18 protein-coding genes, 6 pseudogenes and 1 other annotated feature (1 of these 25 running past the window's edge) are annotated in these 23249 nt (G+C 48.2%); of the genes and pseudogenes, 8 read left to right on the plus strand and 16 right to left on the minus strand.

Annotated elements, in window-relative coordinates; all coding sequences use genetic code 11:
- Positions 1-218 (minus strand) — a binding site (T-box leader) (it extends 10 nt beyond the left edge of the window).
- A gap of 115 nt (positions 219-333) precedes the next feature.
- The 4 genes from ACYF68_RS12070 to ACYF68_RS12085 all read right to left on the minus strand — a co-directional run bounded on the left by ACYF68_RS12070 (position 334) and on the right by ACYF68_RS12085 (position 2663).
- Positions 334-1407: a MalY/PatB family protein gene (locus tag ACYF68_RS12070; protein ID WP_461047122.1), complete on the minus strand. Its 1074-nt coding sequence runs from the start codon at positions 1405-1407 to the stop codon at positions 334-336.
- 204 nt (positions 1408-1611) lie between these two features.
- A complete protein-coding gene (locus ACYF68_RS12075) occupies positions 1612-1995 on the minus strand; it encodes a DUF302 domain-containing protein (RefSeq protein ID WP_461047124.1) in 384 nt (127 codons plus the stop codon).
- 69 nt (positions 1996-2064) lie between these two features.
- Entirely contained in the window at positions 2065-2382 is a 318-nt protein-coding gene (locus tag ACYF68_RS12080) for a TetR-like C-terminal domain-containing protein (RefSeq protein WP_461047126.1), read from the minus strand.
- Positions 2307-2663, minus strand: coding sequence for a TetR/AcrR family transcriptional regulator (locus tag ACYF68_RS12085; protein WP_461047128.1), 357 nt, complete (start codon positions 2661-2663; stop codon positions 2307-2309). The genes ACYF68_RS12080 and ACYF68_RS12085 overlap by 76 nt, the downstream gene beginning before the upstream one ends.
- 133 nt (positions 2664-2796) lie before the next feature.
- On the opposite strand from ACYF68_RS12085, the gene ACYF68_RS12090 reads away from it, so the two are divergent.
- Positions 2797-6099 (plus strand): efflux RND transporter permease subunit, encoded by a 3303-nt coding sequence (locus ACYF68_RS12090; RefSeq protein ID WP_461047129.1) that lies wholly within the window; start codon positions 2797-2799, stop codon positions 6097-6099.
- Positions 6100-6203: 104 nt separating this feature from the next.
- Here the strand turns inward: ACYF68_RS12090 and ACYF68_RS12095 are convergent, their stop codons facing one another.
- The 10 genes and pseudogenes from ACYF68_RS12095 to ACYF68_RS12140 form a co-directional block, all read right to left on the minus strand.
- Positions 6204-6923 (minus strand): IS3 family transposase, encoded by a 720-nt coding sequence (locus tag ACYF68_RS12095; RefSeq protein ID WP_461047130.1) that lies wholly within the window; start codon positions 6921-6923, stop codon positions 6204-6206.
- Between the two features lie 282 nt (positions 6924-7205).
- On the minus strand, positions 7206-7760 hold the full coding sequence (locus ACYF68_RS12100; protein WP_461046286.1) for a transposase: 555 nt from the start codon (positions 7758-7760) through the stop codon (positions 7206-7208).
- A 94-nt stretch (positions 7761-7854) separates the two neighbouring features.
- Positions 7855-9097 (minus strand): annotated as a pseudogene (locus tag ACYF68_RS12105) (Glu/Leu/Phe/Val family dehydrogenase).
- Positions 9098-9292: 195 nt separating this feature from the next.
- The gene (locus tag ACYF68_RS12110) at positions 9293-10537 is read right to left on the minus strand and encodes a Glu/Leu/Phe/Val family dehydrogenase (RefSeq protein WP_461047132.1); all 1245 of its coding nucleotides are present in this window, start codon (positions 10535-10537) and stop codon (positions 9293-9295) included.
- Positions 10538-10619: 82 nt separating this feature from the next.
- Positions 10620-11813: an ornithine--oxo-acid transaminase gene (locus ACYF68_RS12115; RefSeq protein ID WP_461047134.1), complete on the minus strand. Its 1194-nt coding sequence runs from the start codon at positions 11811-11813 to the stop codon at positions 10620-10622.
- 78 nt (positions 11814-11891) lie between these two features.
- Positions 11892-13434 (minus strand): annotated as a pseudogene (pruA, locus tag ACYF68_RS12120) (L-glutamate gamma-semialdehyde dehydrogenase).
- A gap of 288 nt (positions 13435-13722) precedes the next feature.
- Positions 13723-14103: a S1 domain-containing post-transcriptional regulator Ygs gene (gene ygs / locus ACYF68_RS12125; RefSeq protein WP_344703191.1), complete on the minus strand. Its 381-nt coding sequence runs from the start codon at positions 14101-14103 to the stop codon at positions 13723-13725.
- Positions 14104-14219: 116 nt separating this feature from the next.
- Positions 14220-14477: a DUF1871 family protein gene (locus ACYF68_RS12130; RefSeq protein WP_461047136.1), complete on the minus strand. Its 258-nt coding sequence runs from the start codon at positions 14475-14477 to the stop codon at positions 14220-14222.
- Positions 14455-14661, minus strand: coding sequence for a hypothetical protein (locus ACYF68_RS12135; RefSeq protein WP_380569921.1), 207 nt, complete (start codon positions 14659-14661; stop codon positions 14455-14457). The genes ACYF68_RS12130 and ACYF68_RS12135 overlap by 23 nt, the downstream gene beginning before the upstream one ends.
- Before the next feature lie 115 nt (positions 14662-14776).
- Positions 14777-15367: a peptidylprolyl isomerase gene (locus ACYF68_RS12140; protein WP_461047138.1), complete on the minus strand. Its 591-nt coding sequence runs from the start codon at positions 15365-15367 to the stop codon at positions 14777-14779.
- A gap of 207 nt (positions 15368-15574) precedes the next feature.
- Here ACYF68_RS12140 and ACYF68_RS12145 point away from each other — a divergent pair.
- The 7 genes and pseudogenes from ACYF68_RS12145 to mnhG all read left to right on the plus strand — a co-directional run bounded on the left by ACYF68_RS12145 (position 15575) and on the right by mnhG (position 21364).
- Positions 15575-17985 (plus strand): annotated as a pseudogene (locus ACYF68_RS12145) (Na+/H+ antiporter subunit A).
- On the plus strand, positions 17954-18421 hold the full coding sequence (locus ACYF68_RS12150) for a Na(+)/H(+) antiporter subunit B (protein WP_461047140.1): 468 nt from the start codon (positions 17954-17956) through the stop codon (positions 18419-18421). The pseudogene ACYF68_RS12145 and the gene ACYF68_RS12150 overlap by 32 nt, the downstream one beginning before the upstream one ends.
- Positions 18421-18763, plus strand: a pseudogene (locus ACYF68_RS12155) (Na(+)/H(+) antiporter subunit C). Before ACYF68_RS12150 ends, ACYF68_RS12155 begins: the two are co-directional and overlap by 1 nt.
- A pseudogene (locus ACYF68_RS12160) lies at positions 18753-20245 on the plus strand (Na+/H+ antiporter subunit D). Before ACYF68_RS12155 ends, ACYF68_RS12160 begins: the two co-directional pseudogenes overlap by 11 nt.
- Positions 20246-20725, plus strand: a complete 480-nt coding sequence (locus tag ACYF68_RS12165) for a Na+/H+ antiporter subunit E (RefSeq protein ID WP_461047142.1) — start codon at positions 20246-20248, stop codon at positions 20723-20725.
- Positions 20722-21021 carry a Na(+)/H(+) antiporter subunit F1 gene (locus ACYF68_RS12170; protein WP_380569928.1) on the plus strand — a complete coding sequence of 100 codons (300 nt, stop codon included), beginning with the start codon at positions 20722-20724 and terminating at the stop codon, positions 21019-21021. The genes ACYF68_RS12165 and ACYF68_RS12170 overlap by 4 nt, the downstream gene beginning before the upstream one ends.
- Positions 20999-21364: a monovalent cation/H(+) antiporter subunit G gene (gene mnhG, locus ACYF68_RS12175; RefSeq protein WP_461047145.1), complete on the plus strand. Its 366-nt coding sequence runs from the start codon at positions 20999-21001 to the stop codon at positions 21362-21364. Before ACYF68_RS12170 ends, mnhG begins: the two co-directional genes overlap by 23 nt.
- A 31-nt stretch (positions 21365-21395) precedes the next feature.
- Here mnhG and ACYF68_RS12180 read toward each other — a convergent pair whose 3' ends face one another.
- A complete protein-coding gene (locus ACYF68_RS12180) occupies positions 21396-21770 on the minus strand; it encodes a hotdog fold thioesterase (protein ID WP_461047146.1) in 375 nt (124 codons plus the stop codon).
- A pseudogene (locus tag ACYF68_RS12185) lies at positions 21763-23249 on the minus strand (leucyl aminopeptidase). Before ACYF68_RS12185 ends, ACYF68_RS12180 begins: the two are co-directional and overlap by 8 nt.

Genomic DNA, 23249 nt, shown 5'->3' on the forward strand with positions numbered 1-23249 from the left:
GGGAGCCGTGGTGCCACCTTTATTGATCGGCCAAGCCGATCCGCTCAAGATGCAGCATGACGCTGCATCATCCATGTAACGTTGGAGATACGCCGGGGATTTAATCGTCCGCCGGTTGCACAGAAGTCCATTCACACTGCCATTGCACCGGTTCACACCACCCACCGGCTCTCTTTTGCAATTCGGCAATTGCTACTTGTCTTCATCAATCAAAGTGATTCATTTAATTGAAAATCATGTTACTACAAACACATTATGATTGCAACCCTGTTTCTGAATTATTTTATGAGTCCGATTATTTCTCCACATCTTTGAACTCATCTTTGATGCGGTTCATCGCTTCCTCAAGGACAGATCTCGGAGAAGGGACGCAGATCCTCTGGAACCCTTCCCCTCCTTGCCGAACTTGCTGCCATCCTGCAGCAGGACGTTGGCCTTGTTGTAGATGCGGTCATGCACTTCTTCATCCGACAGGCCATAGCCGCTGAAATCCATCCACAGCACATAAGTGCCGGCAGGCCGTTCCACTTTAACGGTCGGCATTTCCTCTTTCAGGAAATTGATGACGAAATCTATATTGCCATCGATATATTCCCTCACCTGCGCCAGCCATTCATCCCCCTCATTATATGCTGCAATCAAGGCAGACACGGTGAATGGACTCGGCATGCTCGACCCTTGCGCCTCCTTGAACTGCTGCCGCTTCGCCTCATCCGTGATGACGACATTGGTGCAGTGCAGGCCGGCCAGATTGAATGTCTTGTTTATCGCAGTCATGGAAATGATATGGTCTGTATGATCGGACGCCTTCGCAATCGGCGTGAATGTTTCACCGATGCGTATCAGATCCCCATGGATTTCGTCGGCGATGATGATGACGCCATTCTCCCGGCAGATTTCAGATAGCCGCTTCAGATCTTTTGGACTGAATATGTTGCCCGTAGGGTTATGCGGACTGCATAGGATGAACATGCTGACCTCACTCTTTTTGGCAAGGGCTTCGAAACCATCGAAGTCGATATGATAATGCCTCGCTTCATCCCTGATAAGCGCATTGTTCTCCACGACCCGTCCATTGCCTTCAACAGCCGCGGTGAATGGTGGATAGACAGGCCGCTGTATGATGATGCCGTCCCCCGGTTCCGAATAGGCTTTGACGGCGACATTCAACGCATGGACCGTGCCTGGGGCATAGATGATTTCCCCTTTGTCTATAGTCCAGTCATACCTATCTGAAAACCATTTTTGTATCGCTTCATAATAGGCATCCGGCGCCAGGGTATAGCCGAATATTTTATGGTCGACGGTCCTGTGCAACGCCTCGATGATCGGCTCAGCCACCTGAAAATCCATATCAGCTGTAAATAGCGGGATGGTATTTTCATCATAGTGGTCCGTGAGCCCCATTTCCTTGAGCAGTTCTCCCCATCCCATTTTATGGCATATGTTTCTCTTCTATTTATAGGTGTATCAAAATCGTACTTCATCAAAATCGCTCCTTGTCATAATTCTGTTATCGCTCATCCTACAATTATAGCGGTACAAATGATCGATTTGAAACAATTGAACTGAAAAACCCCTCAGGTTTACCACCTGAAGGGCGGGTTGCAATCAAACTGATTCGTCGACTGCCTTGATCAACTGATTCTCCACATCCCGGGCAAAATCCTCCAATGAATCGTCATCGAGCATACTGATGAGGGCCGTCGGTTTCGGGAACCCTAATTTAGTTGTTCCCTGATCATCGTAGACAACCATTTTACACGGCAGGAAATAGCCCACCATCACATTCTTCTCAAGTGCTTCCTTTGCTGCATTGGGGTTGCATACTTCAAGCACACGGTATGACTGGTCAAATTCGAATCCTTTATCCTTCAAAGTCTGCTCGATATCAAAGTCCCATAATACACCAAACTTGGCTTCTTTCAGTCTGTCCTCCAGCGAAGTAACCGCCTGTTCTACAGATTTATCGGTTTCTTTGGTATAATGGAACATAATAATAACCTCACTTTCCAGATTCCAATTCTCCGTTGTTATACCCTTTCATGCCCTGGATGAAAACACCTAACCGCCTTTTTTCGCTGCTCTGAACATCTCGTTTGTAATTCTCATCACGCCTTCATTGACGACACGTTCATATATCATGCCGAGCCGCTCTTCAGTGATGTCCTCTTCATTTTCGACCCAGCGCTGATACATGCCGATCATCCCCGACACATGGTATTCAATGATGTATTCATAGTCTGATAGCTCCTGGATGCCGATACCGTCTGCAAAATCCAATATCACCCGCCTGAAGCGCGCCTTCAGTTCATACTGGAAGCCAGGGTCCCCCTCGGCCCCAGCAATATGGCGATGCGCGTCCTGTGCTCCCTGATGCAATGGGAAACATCCTCGAACGACCTCTCAAGCGGAGGGTGATCATCACTGAGCATCTTCAGACGTTCGATGATGGTTTCCTCACTTGGCAGGAGCAATTTCTTCTCCGTCTCCAGCACTTCGTAGACGTCTGCAAAATAAGTGTAGAATGTGCCACGGTTGTATCCAGCGAGGTCCGTAATTTCCTTGACGGTAATCTTATCTAGAGGCTTCGAGACGTACAAGGTCCAGAATGCTTCAACGAAATTATGACGGGTTTCCTCCTTGCGACTTATTTTGGACATAATCTTTCCTCCTTTCCAACACTCCCCATTGGATTGTAGGTTGAATCATAGATATAATTTAACTAATATTGTCATAGTACAACACGTTGTCGGGTTACAATATACATCTCATATTATACAGGAGTGAAGCCATTTGAAGCTAGCCGATTTTTCAATAAAAAGACCAAAATTCACCATCGTCATCATGATTATACTCATCCTCCTCGGGGCCGTTTCCCTGACCAGGCTGCCGCTGCAGCTGCTGCCGAATGTCCAGCCGCCAATCGCTGCGGTGGCGACCAGCTACCAGGGGGCTGGACCTGAAGAGGTCATGAAAGATGTGACGAAGCCACTCGAGGCCGAGCTGTCCACCGTCAGCGGTTTAACCAACATATCCTCCCAATCCCAAGAAAGTTCCTCGGTGATCCTTCTTGAATTCGGATATGACATGACGATTGATGAAGTCGAAAATGAAATCGTCCGTACGATAGAAAACACAAGTCTGCCAGAAGAGGCAGGGGATCCATCCTTCCTCGAGTTCGACATCACGATGCTTCCGAGTCTGACGCTTGCCGTATCTTCCGAAAACAAATCGGTCGGCGAATTCCAGGGGCAGGTCGAAGATCTCATCAATGAACTCGAAAACATCAATGGTGTGGCCTCGATCAGTGAGACCGGAAGCATCACAGAAGAAATTTCCGTGACACTTGATACCGAGGCACTCGAAGAGTATCAGCTGAGCCAAAGCGATGTCGCCAACATCATTGAAGCCAATAACATCTCCATACCAAACGCCACAATCGTCGATGAAGAAGAAAAGGAATCCATCACAACCCGAACGGTCAGTGAAATCGACGGAGTGGAATCGCTCGAGGAACTGGTCTTGGCGGATCTGCCTGAAGGTGCCGGCACACTCACTCTTGATGATGTGGCAGATGTTGCCATAACGGAGCAGGATGACGCTGTCATCACCCGTCTGAACCAGGAAGACGCCATGCAGATTGAAATGAGTCTCGCGTCCGATGCGAACGCATCGACCGTCAATGGAGAATTCCAATCTGTCCTTGACGAACAACTCGATAAGGAGGAATTTGAGGACCTCAATGTTGAAACGCTGTACGATGAAGGAGAGTATATAGACCTCGCCATCAACAGTGTCTACCTATCATTGATAAGCGGTGCGATACTCGCAATGGTCGTCCTCTTCGCATTCCTACGCAACTTGAAATCACCACTCATAATCGGTATCGCCATACCGTTTTCCGTCATCACTACATTTGCCCTGCTGTTCTTTACGGACATCAGCATAAACTTGATGACGCTTGGTGGCCTGGCACTCGGCATCGGTATGCTCGTCGATAACGCCGTCGTCGTCATCGAAAATATATACCGCCACCTGTCGATGGGCAAAACACCGAAGCAGGCTGCAAGTGTAGGAACAAAGGAAGTGGCGGGTGCCATCACCGCTTCTTCAATGACTACAGCAGCAGTCTTCCTGCCTGTCGTCTTCGTCAGCGGTCTGGTCGGCCAACTGTTCACGCCATTCGCTATAGCCGTAGTGTTCAGTCTGTTGGCTTCCCTCTTCGTCGCCCTGACTGTGGTGCCCATGCTAGCCAGCCGCATTCTGGAAGCACCGGATGACAACGAAGAAGAGAAGCGACGGGACCGCCGTTATATGAAGGGGCTCAGGAAACTGTCGCACTGGACACTCACACATCGCCTGACTGTCCTTATATTGACCGCCCTAATCCTCATAGCCGGTGGCGTAGGCATCTATATCCAAGGCTTGGATCTCTTGCCTGAGAGCGATGAAGGTACGCTGACTGTTGAAGTGGAAATGCCGCAGGATGCGATCCTTTCCGAAACCGAAGCGACCGTTGCCCGCATAGAAGAGAAATTTGAAGATTATCCGGAAATCGATACCTACATGAGCACCATCGGTTCCACCTCCACGATGAGCCCAGTCGACGAGAGCAATGTCGGCAACATCATGGCGACATTGGTCGGCCCGGGTGAACGCAGCGTGACGACCAATGAATTCATTGAAGATATCGAAAATGAAATTGAAGGTGTGGAACCTTCTGCTGAAATCAGCGTCAACCCGATGTCCCAGGCAGGCACAGGTTCCGACCCGAACACACTTGCGCTGAATATTGCAGACGAAGACCCTGAGAGGCTCGTCGAATCCGAAGAAACCATCATAAAGGCATTGGAAGATGATGCAGATATAGACAACGTCACTTCAAGCCGCGAAGACATGACCCAGGAACTCCAGGTGCGTGTAGACCGGGCAGCAGCCAGGGAAAATGATCTGCAGCCTGCAGAGATAGGCTCAGCAATCTACGAGGCGACTAACGGGGTCCCGGCATCCACCGTCGACGAAGGGTCTGAGTTCCTGACGATTAATGTCAAATATCCGGATGATGTCACAGGCAGCGTCGAGGCCTTCAAGAACATCCAGATCGCCAATGGCCAAGGCGAATATGTCGCAGTTGAAGATGTCGCTGAACTGGAAGAAGCCGAAATGCTTTCGCTCATCAACCGCGATGACCAGAAGGAAACGACGGAACTCACTATTTCATATAAACCTGAAATGAGCCTCAATGAAGCGGGCAGTCATGTTGAGAGCATCATTGAAGATACGGAATTCGCAGATGAAACGGAAACGTCGATTGGTGGCGATCTGGAAATGCTCAGTGACGCAATTCCTCAACTATTGCTTGCGATAACACTCGGCATCATCTTCATCTATCTCGTGATGGTCGCCCAGTTCGAATCCTTCAAGCACCCATTCGTGGTCATATTTTCACTGCCGCTCAGCATCATCGGAGTGATGTTCTCATTGATCATCACAAATAATCCACTGAGCGTCATCGCTGTAGTCGGCGTCATCCTGCTGCTTGGTATCGTGGTCAACAACGCCATACTGCTGGTCGACTACATCAATCAGCAGAAAGCCAAAGGCATGACTACGCTCGAAGCGATCGAAAAGAGTGTCCAGGACCGCTTCCGCCCGATAGTCATCACCGCGCTGACGACCGCACTCGGCATGTTGCCGCTTGCACTTGCGATTGGTGAAGGTGCAGAACTCATTGCACCGATGGGCATCGTAGTAATAGGTGGTCTGATCAGCAGTACGTTCCTGACGCTGTTCATCATTCCGATCATCTACAGCTACTTTGATTCTGAAACACGCAAGATGAATAAAAAGTACATGACACCGGATGGTGAAATCATCACCCAAAGAGAGATTGACGCACAAAAACGTAAAGAAGAAGCTGCTTCACCAGAGGATGAATATGGCTATACTTCTGATGACGATGTTCCAGAAGACGACGATGAAGCGCCGAACGTCCAGGAAGACACCCCACCACAGGATACATCCGGAAATGATAGGGACTACATCAAAGAGATGGAGTCGCTCATCAACAGGATGAAAAATGACAGAAGAAAATAAGCATACGAAAAAACGATTGCCCTAAATGATCTGGTACCACTAAAGTTTACAGATGAATAAAATAATTTTTGCTGAGATTCTAATCGATTAGAATCTCAGTTTTTTTATGCGGCAATCTTGCGTAATTCGACAGGCGTAAGGCCGTAGAGTACCTCTTGCGGGCGTTCGTGATTGTAAAAATGGATGTAGACATCCAGATCATCTATGAGTTGCTGATACGTCCCATATCCAGTATCTTTCCGCACCAGATTGTACCGTTCCGATTTCAGTTTGCCAAAGAACGACTCCATCGGCCCGTTATCAATGCACTTGCCAACACGGGACATGCTTTGCGTCATGCCATGCGCCTTTAAAATCTTTCTGAAACCATATGATGTGAACTGGAAGCCGCGATCACTGTGGATCATGGGGGAGGCGCCTGGATTGGCTGCGAGCGCTGCCTTGAGTGTATCAAACACCAGCCGGTTATTATTACTGAGACCGAATCGGTAAGCGACGATACTGTTATCAAACAGATCGAGAATCGCACACATGAAGACCCGCCGGCCAGTCTTCAACTTGAACTCGGTCACATCGGTCAACCACTTTTCGTTCTTAAATTCCGAGATGAACTGTCGGCCCAGGCCATTCTTTGCCGTGAAGTCGCCGGATTTCATGGTGCGGACCATCTTCTTCTTCCGTGTGACGGACTGAATGCCCATCAGCCGCATGATGCGCAGGATACGGTTACGACTGTAGGCCGTGTTCAAATGACGGTTCACAAGGTGACGCATCATGCGATACCCGGCACCCCCTGGTACTTGATGTAGAAGTCCGCGATGCATGCGGCAATTGTTTCGTTTTCAATTTCATTCTTCGTTTTTTGGCGCTTTTGGTACTGATAATACGCTTGGCGGCTGATGTTTGCGACTGCGCACAGTTCAGAGATGGAGTAGCCTGCGCTGTGCAGTTCTGTGATCGCTTCATGAATCCGTTGACCCCGAACCCGGCTTACTTGCGTCTCCTCTCGAGTTCTTCCAACTTTTTTAAGAATGCATTCTCCACTTCCACTTTTTTAAGCTTATTCCGTTCGATTTCCAGCTCACGCTTCAGTTTGTCGACTTCAGTCAACGCTGCTTCCGGTTTAGGGCGGCCCCGTCGGTCTTCGAGGCCATCTGCCCCGCTCTCTCGTACTTCTTCACATATTGATACGCTTGTTGATAGGAGACATCGAATCGTTCTGAGAGCTCACGGATACTGACATCATGGGTTGCGTGATACTGTGCGATTTCCAATCGTTCTTCATATGTCGGCTTTCTGCTTTTCGTCATAGAGCGCGCACCCCCAAAGGTCGATTTTAATCTTTTACCTTCAGTATACTCGATGACCCATTGTTTGACTGTAGTATCAGAAGCAATATCGTATTTCCTTGCGAGTGGGAGATACCCAATGCCCTGCTCTAAATACTCAAGGATGACTCTTTCTTTGAAATCGGTTGAATAGGTATGATGCCGTCTTCTGACTGCCAGTGACTCAGGCCCTTTCTCTTGATGCGTTAACACCCATCGATGAATGGTTGTTTTACTAACCTCAAATCGTCTGCTGGTCGTCTTCATATCACCATGTGTTAAATAATGCTCTATAATTGCCATCTTTTCTTTGAAACTGCGATGTCTGGCCATTAAAAAACCTCCTAAGCTACAGATTTTTTCTTTCATCTGTAAACTTAGGAGGTAGCACCTCAAAACAGGCAATCGTTTTTTTTAGTGATGATGCTCAGGCCCATCCCCTGAACCTTACTGCCTCTGATACACGCCTTATGCCTAACGTGTAGGCCGCGAGTCTCATGTCCATCTGACGTGATTGGTGCAGTTTGTATATGGCTTCGAAAGCGGCTGTCATCTTACCTTCCAGCAGCTCTTTTATTTCTTCTTCTTCCCAATAGAAACCTTGCTTATTCTGAACCCACTCAAAATATGATACGGTCACACCGCCGGCTGAAGCTAGGACATCCGGAATGATCAGCACACCTTTTTCAGTCAATATTCGCGTTGCTTCCTCCGTAGTGGGGCCATTGGCCGCCTCACATATGATTTCCGCCTTAATATCCCAGGCATTGCTTTCAGTAATTTGATTTGCGATTGCTGCTGGAATGAGGACATCGCAGTCCACTTCGAGCAGTGCTTCATTTGTAATGGATTCTGCAGGTAGTTTTTCCGCCAGATTAACTTTCCCCGGTTTCTCAGTACATAATCGATGTCTATTCCTTCAGGATTATAGAGGGCGCCTGAAGATCTTGATATACCGATGATCTTTGCACCCTTATCATGCAACATCTTTGATATGTAACCTCCCGCATTACCAAATCCCTGTATGACGATGCGTGCACCCTTCATGGATATACCCACTTTCTCCATGGCCTGCTCGACACACATCACCGCTCCCATCGCGGTCGCCGTTTCGCGTCCTTTCGACCCTCCGACTGCAAGTGGTTTACCTGTGATGAATTCGAATGGATCATCAGAGTGCTTCACACTGTACTCATCCATCATCCACGCCATCGTCTGCGCATCGGTATAGACATCAGGAGCTGGAATGTCCTTTGTCGGCCCTGCAATCTGAGAGATTGCCCTGACATACCCACGCGAGATTTCTTCTTTTCCCTACTGCTCATACTCCTCGGATCGCAGACTACCCCACCTTTACCACCACCGTATGGTATATCGACAATTCCTGCTTTTAGTGTCATCCACATCGCAAGGGCAATGACTTCTTCTTCCGTGACATCAGGATGGAAACGGACGCCCCCTTTAGTTGGGCCCGCGGCGTCATTATGTTGGGCACGGTATCCGGTGAACACTTTTACAGAACCGTCATCCATTTTTACAGGTATGCGCACTTTGAGCATCCTGAGTGGTGCTTTAATCAATTCGTACATTCCTTCATCGTATCCAAGATTATCCAATGCCTTATGGATGACTGATTGTGTTGATGTAATCAAATTCGAGGTTTCTGTCATGATCAGTTCTCCTTTTTCTCTTCCACCCTATTTTATGGCAAATTGGGTTAGACCCTCAGCACACACATATTTCAGGTGAATATTCGAACATTCATAATAATACAAAAAATTAAATAAATCAACATGTTTATGAATATCCATACAAAAGAGGCCGGACAGATTATCTGTCCAGCCTCTCCTTTGTTAGTGTCTATTCTATGCCCAACCTCTGTAGCGCGCAGCCTCGGCTGTTCGTTTCAGACCTATGATATAAGCTGCAAGTCTCATATCGATATGGCGGTTTTCATGCAGGTCATAGATATCATTGAATGCTTTTTTAAGCTTGATTTCAAGCTTTTCATTGACTTCATCTTCATCCCAATAGTAGCCTTGGTTGTTTTGGACCCACTCGAAGTAGGAAACCGTAACACCACCGGCTGAAGCCAATACATCAGGCACGATGAGCTTACCGTTATCAGTCAAGATTTTCGTCGCTTCTTTAGTGGTCGGGCCATTGGCCGCCTCACAGATGATCTCCGCTTTGATATCGTCTGCATTGTCTTCTGTGATCTGGTTTGCGATTGCAGCAGGTATGATGACATCACAATCGATTTTGAAGAGATCTTTACCAGGCAATGCATCATCGAACAGATTCGTCACTAGGCCAAAGCTGTCGCGCCTGTCGAGCAGATAATCGATGTCAAGGCCCTCCGGATCGTGCAGCGCACCATTGGCATCCGAAATGCCGACGATTTTAGCGCCCCTGTCAAACAGGATTTTTGAAAGGAAACTTCCGGCATTACCGAAGCCTTGGATGACTACGCGGAGATCTTTCATCTTCATGTCGCGTTTCTCCAAAGCCTGTTCCAGACAGATGATGACCCCCATAGCAGTCGCACGGTCACGCCCTTGGGAACCACCGAGGACGATTGGCTTACCGGTGATGAAACCAGGAGAGTTGAATTCGTCAATCATGCTGTATTCATCCATCATCCACGCCATGATCTGCGAGTTCGTGAATACATCAGGTGCCGGAATGTCTTTTGTCGGCCCGACAATCTGAGAGATTGCACGGACGTAGCCACGGCTTAAACGCTCTACTTCCTGGATGCTCATCTCACGCGGATCACACACAATTCCGCCTTTACCGCCACCATAAGGTAGATCGACGATGCCTGATTTCAAGGTCATCCACATTGAAAGTGCCACGACTTCCTCTTCATTAACATCCGGGTGGAAGCGTATTCCGCCCTTAGTCGGTCCAACAGCATCGTTGTGCTGGGCACGGTAGCCGGTAAATACTTTAACTGAACCATCATCCATGCGCACCGGGATGCGCACTGTCAAAAGACGCATCGGCTCTTTGATCAGTTCATACATACCCTCATCAAAACCGAGTCTATCCAAAGCTTCATGGATGATCGCCTGTGTGGAAGTGATAAGATTTGATTTCTCTGACATTTTTATCCGCCTCTTTTTTTGGAACTGTTTTCATAATCATTGTATCATATTCGTTACTATTTAAAAGCGTTATTTCCAAGTACTATTTTGCAAGCACTTTTTTGATTTGAACGATGGCCCAGTCGAGATCTTCCTGGGAGATGATCAGTGGAGGCGCAAAGCGGATGACTGTTTCGTGAGTTTCTTTGCAGAGCAGACCGAGTTCTTTCAGTTCTTCACAATATGGTCTTGCTGCTTCAGTCAGCTCGACACCGATGAAGAGTCCGCGACCGCGCACTTCCTTGATTACAGGGTTATCGATCTTTTCTAGTTCTGCTTTGAAATATTCTCCGAGTTCACGTGATCTTTCAACGAGGTTTTCATCATTCATGACATCAAGCGCCGCTTCCGATACCGCACAAGCAAGCGGGTTTCCTCCGAATGTGGAGCCGTGGGAACCTGGGTTGAACACACCAAGCACTTCTTCGTCAGCCAATACGCAGGAAATCGGGAAGACGCCGCCACCGAGTGCTTTCCCCAGGATATATACATCCGCATCCACATTGTCCCAATGTGTTGCAAAAAGTTTACCGGAACGGCCAAGGCCTGCCTGGATTTCATCTGCCACAAAAAGTATGTTGTTTTCATCGCAGACTTCGCGTACTGCCTTCAGGAAGCCTTCAGGTGGTATGTTGATGCCTGCTTCACCTTGAATCGGCTCCAACAGGATTGCTGCCGTGTTTTCAGTGACCGCTTCCTTGATCTGGTCGATATCACCGAAGTCAACGAGTTTGATGCCGTCAAGCAACGGACCGTAACCGCGACGGTACTCCGGCTCAGAGGAAAGCGATACTGCTGCCAATGTACGGCCATGGAAGTTCTGTTTCATGGCGATGATTTCCGCTTTATCATCTTCCACACCTTTTACATCATATGCCCAGCGGCGTACTGCTTTGATTGCTGTTTCCACAGCTTCGGCACCCGTGTTCATCGGCAAAGCCATTTCCTTGTCAGCGAGCTTACATACTTTTTCATACCAAGGTCCGAGGCGATCTGAGTGGAACGCACGGGAAGTGAGCGTCAACTTATCCGCCTGATCTTTTAGGGCCTTGATTATCTTAGGGTGCCTATGCCCCTGGTTGACTGCGGAGTATGCACTCAGCATGTCCAGATATTCATTGCCTTCAGGGTCCTTCACCCATACGCCTTCAGCTTCTGAGAGTACGATCGGTAGAGGATTGTAGTTTGGTGCTCCGTATTGTTGTGTCTGCTCGATGATTTCCTGTGATCTTGTCATTCTATCTCCCTTTCTTAAAAGGCGGGTAAGTGCCCCGCTCGCTTTTTGTAATTTTTATGATCATGCTGTCAAATTGCATTATAACATTTCAGAAGTCGTTTTGCCTTGCATATGGAGCGTCAGGTAGTCCGGACCGCCCGCTTTGGAATCCGTACCAGACATTTTGAACCCACCAAAAGGCTGGTAGCCGACGATGGCTGCAGTACATCCGCGGTTGAAGTACAGGTTCCCTACATGGAAATCTTCACGCGCCTGTTCGATGTGGTGGCGGTCCGTTGTGAATACCGCTCCTGTCAGGCCGTAGTCTGTTGCATTGGCATATTCGATGGCTTGATCGAAATCCTTGGCTTTTGTGAATCCGACCACTGGACCGAATATTTCTTCCTGCATGATGACCGCATCATGCTTAAGGTTTGAGAAGACCGTTGGATGGACGAAATGCCCCGTTTCATTTTCAGTTTTGCCGCCGATCTCCAACTGCCCTTCTTTCTTACCGATCTCGATGTAGTTCGAAATCTTTTCAAGGGAGGCATCATCGATGACTGGTCCGACATTGACATCTGCTTCCGGATTACCCACTTTCAGATCCTTCGTTTTGGCTACGACCTTCTCAAGGAGTTCATCATGTATATCTTCAAGAGCAACCACACGGGAGCAGGCGGAACATTTCTGCCCGCTGAAACCGAATGCAGAGTAGACGATTGCCTCTGCTGCCTCTTCAAGGTCCACGCCGGAATCGACGACTATCGTATCCTTACCGCCCATTTCTGCAATGACGCGCTTCAAGTGGGTCTTGGCCCTTTTGGACGACGCCTGCCTTTTCGTAGATTTTCGTGCCTACATCACGGGAACCCGTGAAGGAGATGAAACGCGTATCCTTATGTTCGACAAGGTAGTCCCCGATATCCTTCGATGATCCTGGGATGAAGTTCACGACGCCTTCAGGCATGCCTGCTTCTTCCAGCACTTCAATGAACTTGTATGCCACTATCGGCGTTCTTGAAGATGGCTTGAGGAGCACTGTGTTGCCTGTCACCAGCGCAGCAGCTGTCGTGCCCGCCATGATTGCGAAGGCGAAGTTCCAAGGAGAGATGACAAGGCCGACACCAAGCGGAATATAATGGAATTGGTTGTACTCACCAGGGCGTGATTCCACATGTTCGCCATCTTTTATCTTAAGATGATTGCGTCCGTAGTATTCCAGGAAGTCGATGGCTTCCGCTACATCCGCATCCGCTTCCTTCCAAGGTTTTCCTGCTTCTTTTATAAGCAGGGCTGTAAATTCATACTTGCGCCTGCGGACGATCGCCGCTGCTTTGAACAGGACGTCGGAACGGAACTCGAACGAATATTTCCTCCATGATTCGAACGTCTCCAATGCGGTGTCCATCGCTTTTTGTGCATGCTCTTGATTGGCCTGGTACATATAGCCGATCGTCTCCGCTTTATCAGCAGGGTTGTAAGATTCTTTCTTGTCTTCGGTAGTGATGCGTTCCCCGCCGATGATCAATGGATAATCCTGACCGAGATAGTCCTTGACTGTAGCCAGACCTTCTTCCAGTTTTTTACGGTTTTCTTCTTTCGAGTAATCCATAAAAGGTTCATGCTTGTACGGTATCATCTAAAGATGCCTCCTTTAATATTAAATGCCTATCATAATAATGGACTTAAAGCAGGACTTTTTCAACCCTTTTAGAGCCTATTTTAAAAGCGCTTACACATAGCCTGCAAACGTATTCACCACCACGTATAAAAATACTCGGATAAGGTCCAGTATAGCTTGATGCTGTTGGTCCAAGCAAAATATGGATGTAAAGATTATACAGGTTAAAATGTAGGTTTCCATAAAAAATGTCCGGGCCACTGCAACTTCTGCTGCAGTGGCCCGGACATGCTTCTTCTAGGCCCATCATTTGTCCTTCAAATGTCTTTTCGCCGTATCTATCCATTCCGGCATCTTTTGTCTAATGGACTCGAAGCCATATTCTTCCGTGTCCTTGATCTGATCCAGGACGGAACGTCTATCCCGTTTCCGCTCCTCGTTTTTGAAGTATTCATTTTCCTTCAATGTAAGGTTCAGTTTCCCATTCTTGTCCACGCTGAGCACTTTGGCCCTGACGATCTGGCCCTTGGATAAAAATTGGTTCACATCGTGCACATAATCATTCATCACTTCTGAAATATGGATGAGTCCTTCTTGATTATCAGGGGTTTTGACAAAAGCACCATATGGCTGGATACCAGTTACTTTGACTTTGATGAACTGGCCTTTCCGATATTTCTTTGCCAATTGGATTACCCCACTAACTTTTCAGTTATCATACGCATGAACCATTTTATCACAAGCAACCGTGTTTATCGAATCAAACACTGCCCAAAGAAAAAACCACAGGATCGAACCTGCGGTCATGCATCATTATAGAGTCGTTTGAGCACTAGGGCCCGTTCAGTTATCGGATCAATTTCCGCCAAGGGTATCACGGTTTCGAACGACTGGTTGAAGATTTCCTGGATCGCCCGGCTCACAACGTGTACATCATCACTTTCATATATGGCGGATATGGCGTCATATATTTCCGGGTCATAATCAAAACCCGCTTCCAGTTGAAGCGGGTTCCAGTCTGAAATAAGTCTGTAGAGTTCAATACCTGCTTCCGGGCTCATCGCTCTCCTGCTCCATCCGCTTCATCACCTGTTCTTCGAACTCCTTCATCTTCTGTTCCTGTTTCTCGGAATACCGCTTGATCAGGCGATAAGCCAGATAGGCCAGAAGCATGCAGATCGCCAAAGTGATGAAGGCGGGTATATATTCACTTTTATCTTCAGGGAAATATAAAAATGGCATCATAAATATTCACTCACCTTTGCTCCATACAGTATAACAAAGGTCTATTATGAATCGAGACCCTTTTAGTGACTATTTTGTGAGCGTTTATAATAAACGTCTTCATGGGAACCTAAGCCTAGTCTGCCACTTCGATTGTTTCTATCTTGACATCTTCTTTCGGCCGATCTTGTGCACCTGTCTCGACATCTGCAATCTTCTCCACTACATCCATGCCTTCAATGACATGGCCGAAAACCGTGTGGCGCTGATCGAGCCAAGGTGTACCGCCTTTTTCCTTATATGCTTCAATGATCTCGGCCGGATACCCTGCACCTTCAAGCTGGTTGATCATCTGCGCCGGCACTTCAGATGCCTGCACAATGAAGAACTGGCTGCCGTTCGTACCAGGGCCTGCGTTCGCCATGGATAGGGCGCCGTAGAGGTTGAATGCCTCTGTTGAAAACTCGTCTTCGAACGTTCCGCCGAATATGCTCTCCCCACCCATGCCTGTGCCGGTCGGGTCTCCGCCCTGCACCATGAAGTCCTTGATTACACGGTGGAAGATTTGACCATCATAATAGCCGTTCTTTGCATGTGTCGTGAAATTCTCGACCGTCTTCGGGGCGATGTCGCCGAACAGCTTGACTTTGACGTCCCCATGATTGGTGCGGATGATTGCGGATGTTTCGTTATTGCCTACCTCTGTCGTCAATTGTGTAAATGCCATGAATAATATGCCTCCTGATTTCATTTATTGCAATTTTAACATTGAAATTATGAAAATATAAAATGAATTTTCTATGAAAAATATTGCCTTTTTTCCTATTTAACACTATACAGACATTCTATATTTTTTCAAACCCTATACATTTATTTAGGTGTCGCATTGCTGTATAATTGCAATATATATTGTAAAAATGAAGGAGGATATACTTTGACGCTGATACATATGGCGATATTACTGCCCCTGGTCGCTGCTGTGGCGATCGGCATCATCTATAAATATTATAAACGCATTCATCTGGGCTGGTTCGTATTGCCGGTCCCTGTCATAATTGCCATCTACCTGGCAACATTCATCCCGAAGGTGAGCAGCGGTCCGATACTTGAAACTATGCAGGTGATGCCCCGCATAGGGATGAATTTCGATGTCTACATAGACGGCCTCGGCCTCCTGTTCGCCATACTCATATCCGGGATAGGTGCGCTGGTTGTACTCTATTCGATCGGCTATCTGTCCCACCGGGAAGATCTGGGCAATTTCTATGTCTACCTGCTCATGTTCATGAGTGCGATGCTCGGCGTCGTCCTGAATGATAATGTTCTGATGCTCTACCTGTTCTGGGAACTGACTTCCATTTCAAGCTTTCTTCTGATCGCCTTCTGGTTCATGAAGGAACGTTCACTATATGGCGCCCAGAAATCCATGCTGATAACTATGTTCGGAGGCTTCATGCTGCTTGGGGGTTCCTGGCACTTCATACGATTACGGGCACCTACAGCATCCGTGAGATGCTGGCACAGGTTACGCTCATCCAGGAAAGTCCGGTGGCACCGATCGCCATTGTACTCATCCTGCTCGGTGCTTTCACCAAGTCCGCACAATTCCCGTTCTACATCTGGCTGCCTGATGCCATGGAAGCACCGACGCCCGTCAGTGCCTATCTGCACTCAGCCACGATGGTCAAAGCCGGCATATATCTCGTTGCACGCCTGACGCCATTATTTGCATTCTCCGAATTATGGGTATGGGTCATTCTGCTCGGCGGGTTGATTACACTTGCCTGGGCATCCTTCAATGCAGTGCGTAAAGACGATCTGAAAGCAGTACTGGCCTTTTCCACCGTCTCCCAGCTCGGCATGATCATGTCGCTGCTTGGTCTTGGTGCATTGAGCGTGGTCACCGGTGCCGGCGAGGCATATTTCTCGATTGCCGTTGTGGCGGCGGTATTCCACCTCATCAACCATGCGACCTTCAAAGGTGCACTCTTCATGGTCACTGGAATACTCGACCATGAGACGGGCACAAGAAGTCTGAAGCGCCTTGGCGGCCTTTTGACCCTTATGCCGATCTCGTTTACGTTGACTTTCATTACAGCGTTATCAATGGCAGGACTGCCGCCATTCAACGGGTTCCTGTCGAAGGAACTTTTCCTTGAGGCGATGATCCATGTGACGGAGGCTGATTTCGCTTCACTAGCGAATATCGCTTTCATATTCCCTCTGCTTGCAATAGTCGGAAGTATATTCACTTTCATCTATTCCATACAGATCATCTATGGCGTCTTCTTCGGCAAACGTACCCATGATACACCGAAGGAACCCCACGAAGCGCCTGCCCTGATGTGGATATCCCCGGCGATACTTGCTGTGCTCGTCATTACATTCGGATTGTTCCCGAACGTATTGTCAAGTTCAATAATCGATCCGGCCGCCATGAGCATAATGGCAACTGATGCGCCGCTCGGCACCCACATCTCCATGTGGCACGGGTTTGCGAATCCTGCTCTGTGGGCGACGATTGCCATCGTCATCATCGGTTCATTGTTGTTCTATTTCCGGGACAAGTGGATGTTCATATATGATTACCATAAAGAGCGCTTTACCTTGAACTATGTCTATGACCAAGGGCTCATGCACAGCAGGTTCGCTTCAAGGAAAGTGACCGACAGCTACATGACAGGCTTCATCCGTTCCTACCTGGCCTATATCTTCATGTTTTTCGTCGTGTTGGGCGCCATCTCCCTGTGGAACACGGGTATAAAGCTCAACTTTTCGGATATGGCACCTGTCGGCATTCAGGAAATGATTCTTGTGATGATTGTCCTGATATCGATTACGGTCATACTCGTCACCAAATCCCGTATCGTTTCAATCATCATGCTCAGCGCAATCGGTTTCGTAATGGCCCTGTTCTTCGTGTTCTTCAGGGCACCTGACCTTGCTCTGACGCAGCTGGCCATCGAAACGGTAACGACGGCGTTGTTCCTCGTATGCTTCTACCATCTTCCGGCAAGAAGCAAGCATCCGGAACGCATGCGCTTCAAGTTCACCAATTTCCTTGTGTCCCTCGGAGTCGGCATCATCGTCATCATGATCGGCCTGATTGCATACTCCAATCAACTGTTCGACCGCATCAGCCAGTTCCATATCGATAATGTTAAAGAACTCGGTGCCGGCGGCAACATGGTAAACGTCATACTCGTCGATTTCCGTGGCTTCGATACCTTATTTGAAACATTGGTATTCGGCATCGCCGGAATCGGCATCTATGCTCTGATGAAACTAAGACTAAACAGAAAGGATGAGACAGATGAAGCAGACCCTGAAGAAAACCGGGCATGATAAAGCGGATAGACAGATGAACGACGTCTTTTTGCAGTTCACTGCGAAACTGGTATTCCTCATCGTCATCATGTTCTCATTCAACCTTTTCTTTGCCGGCCACTATACACCAGGCGGCGGTTTTGTAGGAGGATTGCTTGCTGCTGCAGCATTGATATTGCTGTTGATCGCATATGATAAAAAGACACTGCAAAGGATGGTTCCGATCGACTTCAGGTTGATCATCACATCCGGACTGACGTTTGCAGTCGGCTTGCCTACGCTATCATTCCTTTTCGGCACGCCGTTTTTCACGCACCAGCACACTCACATAGAAATACCCGTATTCGGTGATGTGGCCCTCCACTCCGCCGTCCTGTTCGACCTTGGGGTGTTCCTGACAGTGGCTGCGACTGCGCTCTTGATCATAGTACTTGTCGGGGAGGCGGAAAACTGATGGAACTGATAACAATTCTACTGAGTGGCATACTGATCGGTTCTGCCGTCTACCTCATGCTATCAAGAAGTGTCATCCGCATCATCATCGGCACAGCTTTGTTGAGCCACGGCGTGCACCTCATGCTGTTGACGATGGGTAAACTCAAGCGCGGCAACGTGCCTGTGCTTGATGAGGCAGTCGGAAACTATACCGATCCCCTGCCGCAGGCGCTTATATTGACCGCGATAGTCATCGCCTTCGCGCTGACTGCATTCATTCCTGGTCCTTGCCCTAAGAGCCTACGGAGAGTTGGGGACAGATGATGTTGAAGAAATGAAAGGAGTTCCACATGACGACTAACATATTGCCATTGCTGCCCATCATCATTCCCTTCTTCACCGGGATAGTGATGCTGTTTACAGGCAGACGTCCTTTGGCACACAGAGTAATGGCGGCAGTAGGCAGCCTGCTTGCCCTCATCGCCACCATCTGGCTTACCATCCATGTTTACCAGAGCGGCACGATCGTCACCTACCTCGGCAGCTGGGTCGCCCCGTTCGGCATCAGCGTCGTCATCGATATGGCTGCCGCCCTGCTGTTGTTAACGACGGCTATCATCACCATGTTCACTGTCATCTACTCATTCCAGTCGATCGGCATTGAACGGGAGAAGTACTATTATTATGTCATGGTAATGTTCATGATCACGGGAGTGAACGGTGCATTTTCCACCGGGGACATCTTCAACATGTTCGTCTTCTTTGAAGTGTTCCTTCTTGCATCTTATGTACTCATCACTCTCGGCGGCACGAAGATTCAACTTCAGGAAGGCTTCAAATATATCCTGGTCAACCTGATTTCTTCGAACTTCTTCGTTCTTGGATTGGCGTATCTCTATTCTGTAACCGGCTCATTGAATATGGCGGATATATATAATAAATTATCAGCTTTTGAAGGGAACTACAGTATCATGACGCTTGTCGCCGTCCTGTTCATCTTCGTATTTGCGACAAAAGCCGGTGTATTTCCGCTCTACTTCTGGTTGCCTGGCTCCTATTATGCGCCACCTATGCCAATCCTGGTCCTTTTCGGGGCACTTTTGACCAAGGTTGGTGTATATGCCATTGCACGGACATACAGCCTATTCTTCATCGACAATGTAGATTTCACAAACCAGATACTGTTGCTAATTGCTTTGGCGACGGTTGTAATGGGGTCGATCGGTGCCCTCAGCTACACTGATATGAAACGCATCATCATCTATAACATACTTATTGCCGTCGGCGTCATCCTTGTGGGCGTGGCAATGATGGATCAGACCGGTCTTGTCGGGGCCTTCTACTACCTCATCCACGATATGCTCATAAAAGCGGCACTCTTTATGCTGGTGGGTTATCTGATCTACCGCACGGGTGAGACCGGCATCCAGAAACTTGGCGGTCTGATCAAGCTGCATCCATGGACTGGATGGATGTTCTTCATCGCTGCGATGGGGCTTACCGGGGTCCCACCGTTATCCGGATTTTATGGCAAGCTTTTCATCGTCCAGTCGACCTTTGAAAATGACCATTACATTTCTGGAATCATTGTACTCCTCTCGAGTCTTGCCGTACTGTACTCTGTAATCAAGATTTTCATCGGGGTATTCTGGGGAGCGACATGGATTTCTCGAAGCTGCGCCCGATTAAAAGCGATAAGATATTATTTGCATCCTTCGCAATGGTCATACTGTCGGTTGTATTTGGACTTGCTGCTGATGCCCTCTATCCACTCTTTGATATGGCTGCGCAATCTTTCTATGATCCGGCCTCTTACTCCAACTACTTGACGGAGGTGGAATAGATGGCTCTACAGATACTCATAAACCTGGTACTTGCTTTCCTATGGATGTTCATCGGTTCGAATTTCACCATCCCTGCCTTTACGACCGGCTATCTGCTTGGTCTATTGTCAGTCTATATACTGAGGGGATTCCTTCCGGGTTCGTTCTATCTGAAGCGGGTATATGCGATAATCCGTCTCACCTTCATCTTCATCATCGAGTTGATCAAGTCGAACATTGAAGTCGTTAAAATCGTACTGCGCCCAAAAATCGATGTGAAGCCTGCATTTTTTGCCTATCCATGCGATTTAAAAGATGAGTGGGCAGTCAGTCTGCTAACGGCTCTCATCACTTTGACGCCGGGTACATTAGTGGTTGCAATTTCAGATGATCGTTCCATCCTCTATATCCATGCCCTGGACATTGAGGATACCGAGTCCGAGATCAAATCCATCAAAGAGAGCTTCGAGCATTCGATAGAAGAGGTGAGGAAAGCATGACAACTTTTTTGGACATCATCATAATTATCAGCATCATCATCCTGGCTTTCGCCATGCTCGGTATGATCTACCGTATGGTCAAAGGCCCATCGCTGCATGATAAAGTGGTGGCGCTCGATGCGCTTGGCATTTTGCTGATGGCGATGATTGCACTGATGGCGATGACGCTGCGCACCACTTATCTGCTCGTTGTCATACTGCTGATCGGCATTCTCGCCTACATTGCAACAATCGCGTTTGCGAAATATCTGGAGAAAGGCGTGATCTTCGAAAATGATAGACATGATAATGACTAGCATCATCGCCTTCTTCATCCTAGGGGGCGCCTTCTTTGCAGCAGTCAGCGCCCTTGGGGTCATCCGCCTACCTGATGTGTACTCGAGGCTGCACGCAGCCTCGAAGAATTCCACTCTTGGAGTGATGATGATGATGACCGGTACTTTCCTGTACTTCTGGTATATAGAAGGCCACGTGGACAGCAAGCTGTTCCTGGCAGTATTGTTCGTCTTCATAACTGGCCCGGTTTCGGCGCATATGCTCTCCCGAAGCGCATTCCATGCGGATGTGGAACCTGCCGAATCGACTGTATTGAATGAATTGAAGCGAGATGAAATGCGGGAGGATGAATCCGCACAATAAAAAAACGATGGATAAATTATCCATCGTTTTTTTATCTTTTCTTTTTGACTGCCATCGTACACCTTGATAGGCAGACAATTTCATCTACTTCATCGGTGATTTCAATTTCCCATATTTGGGTCGTCCGGCCTTGATGCCGGCATTTTGCTTTTGCCGTGAGCGTGCCGGATTGTTTGGTCTTCATATGATTGGCGTTGATCTCCATACCAAACGTTATTTCATCGTCTCCGACAAGGGAGGTAGCCCCCATACTCGCTGCGGTTTCGGCAAGGACGACACTGGCGCCACCATGCAAGTAGCCGAAAGGTTGGAAGACCTTTTCGGTAACCGGCATCTCCATGACCATCAAACCAGGTTCCTCATGCACCGTTTCTATCGACAAAAGCTCTATCAATCCGCTATTCATGTATTTCCCCCGTTTCAAAAAGTTTAACGATGGTACGTATCATGACCCCAGTGGCCCCTTTCGGACCGAACGCGGTCGGTGAATCTGCAGTGCCTGTCCCTGCTATGTCGAAATGGATCCAAGGTGTGCCGTTGGCGAACTGTTTGATGAAGCATGCTGCGAATGAAGCCCGCCCGGCTTCTCAACATGATTGGTCAGATCGGCTACAGCTGATGCGCGGACGTTGCGCTCTTCCACGCCGGAAATCGGCAGTTGCCATACTGCTTCACCGGTCTGTTCCGTGACCTCCATCAGAGGTTTTAGGAATTCATTCGATTTATTTGTAAATATCCCCGTCCGTTCAGTACCGAGTGCTGCCACCACGGCACCTGTCAATGTGGCGAAATCCATAATGATGGATGGAGAATACTGTGAAGCATGGAATACTGCGTCACCCAGCACGAGCCGGCCTTCGGCATCCGTATTCTTCACTTCAACCGTCTGGCCGCTGTAGGAAGTATAGACGTCATCAGGGCGCATGGCATTGCCATCAACCATATTTTCAGCCAGTGCCACGACGGCAATGACATGGACCGGCAGCTTCATTTTCGAAATCGCATGGATCATGCCGATGACATTCGCAGCGCCGCTCATATCGTATTTCATTTCAGGCATCCCCGTTTTGGATTTGATCGAGTAGCCTCCAGTATCGAACGTGATGCCTTTACCGACCAACGCAACCGGCTTATGGTTTTTCGCCTCAGGGTGCGCATATTCGATCGTGACCAGCCTTGGCTTCGCCTCAGAAGCTTTACCTACGGCCATAATCAGACCATAGCCTTCCTCTTCCAGCACCTGTTCATCTTTAATCTCTCCGGTGACATGTTCATGGGTACTGAAGATATCCGCAATTTTACCCGCCATGTGCTCAGGCGTCATGATGTTTGGCGGCGTCTCACTGAAATTGCGTGCCAATGCTATACTTTCCCCAACAGTGCTATAGTACGCGACATCATTTTTGATGTCGCGTGTGCCGGTCAATGAGAAGTGGGCTGTTTCCGCAAAACCCGGGCCTGCATTTGTCTTATAGGAATAGAACTCATATATGCTCGCTTCTGACATTATTGCAAGCGCCTCTGCCGAATTCTGTCCCTTAACCTCGAACGTGTCCATTAGAATCTGTCCTTCGGCGATGTCACACTGCTTCAGATATTGAAACAGCGTCCCGAACACTTCAAGCATCCCTGTACCTTCAGAGGCCTCCTGATCGCCTAGGCCGATTGCGACTACCTTTCTGTAGTCCTGCTGAATATGGACGCCTGTCGCGGTGATTTTCTTGAATTCTGCAGATAGGATGCCCTTCTCGACCATCTCTTCAAGCTGGCCATTAAGTAAGGTGTCCACTTCTTCAAAATTCAACAGAGTTGCCGGGTCCTTCGGCAGGCCGATGATGATCGGCTCATCCGTAGCGATATACTTATCACGATATTGAAATTTCAT

Source organism: Salinicoccus sp. CNSTN-B1, assembly GCF_054792835.1.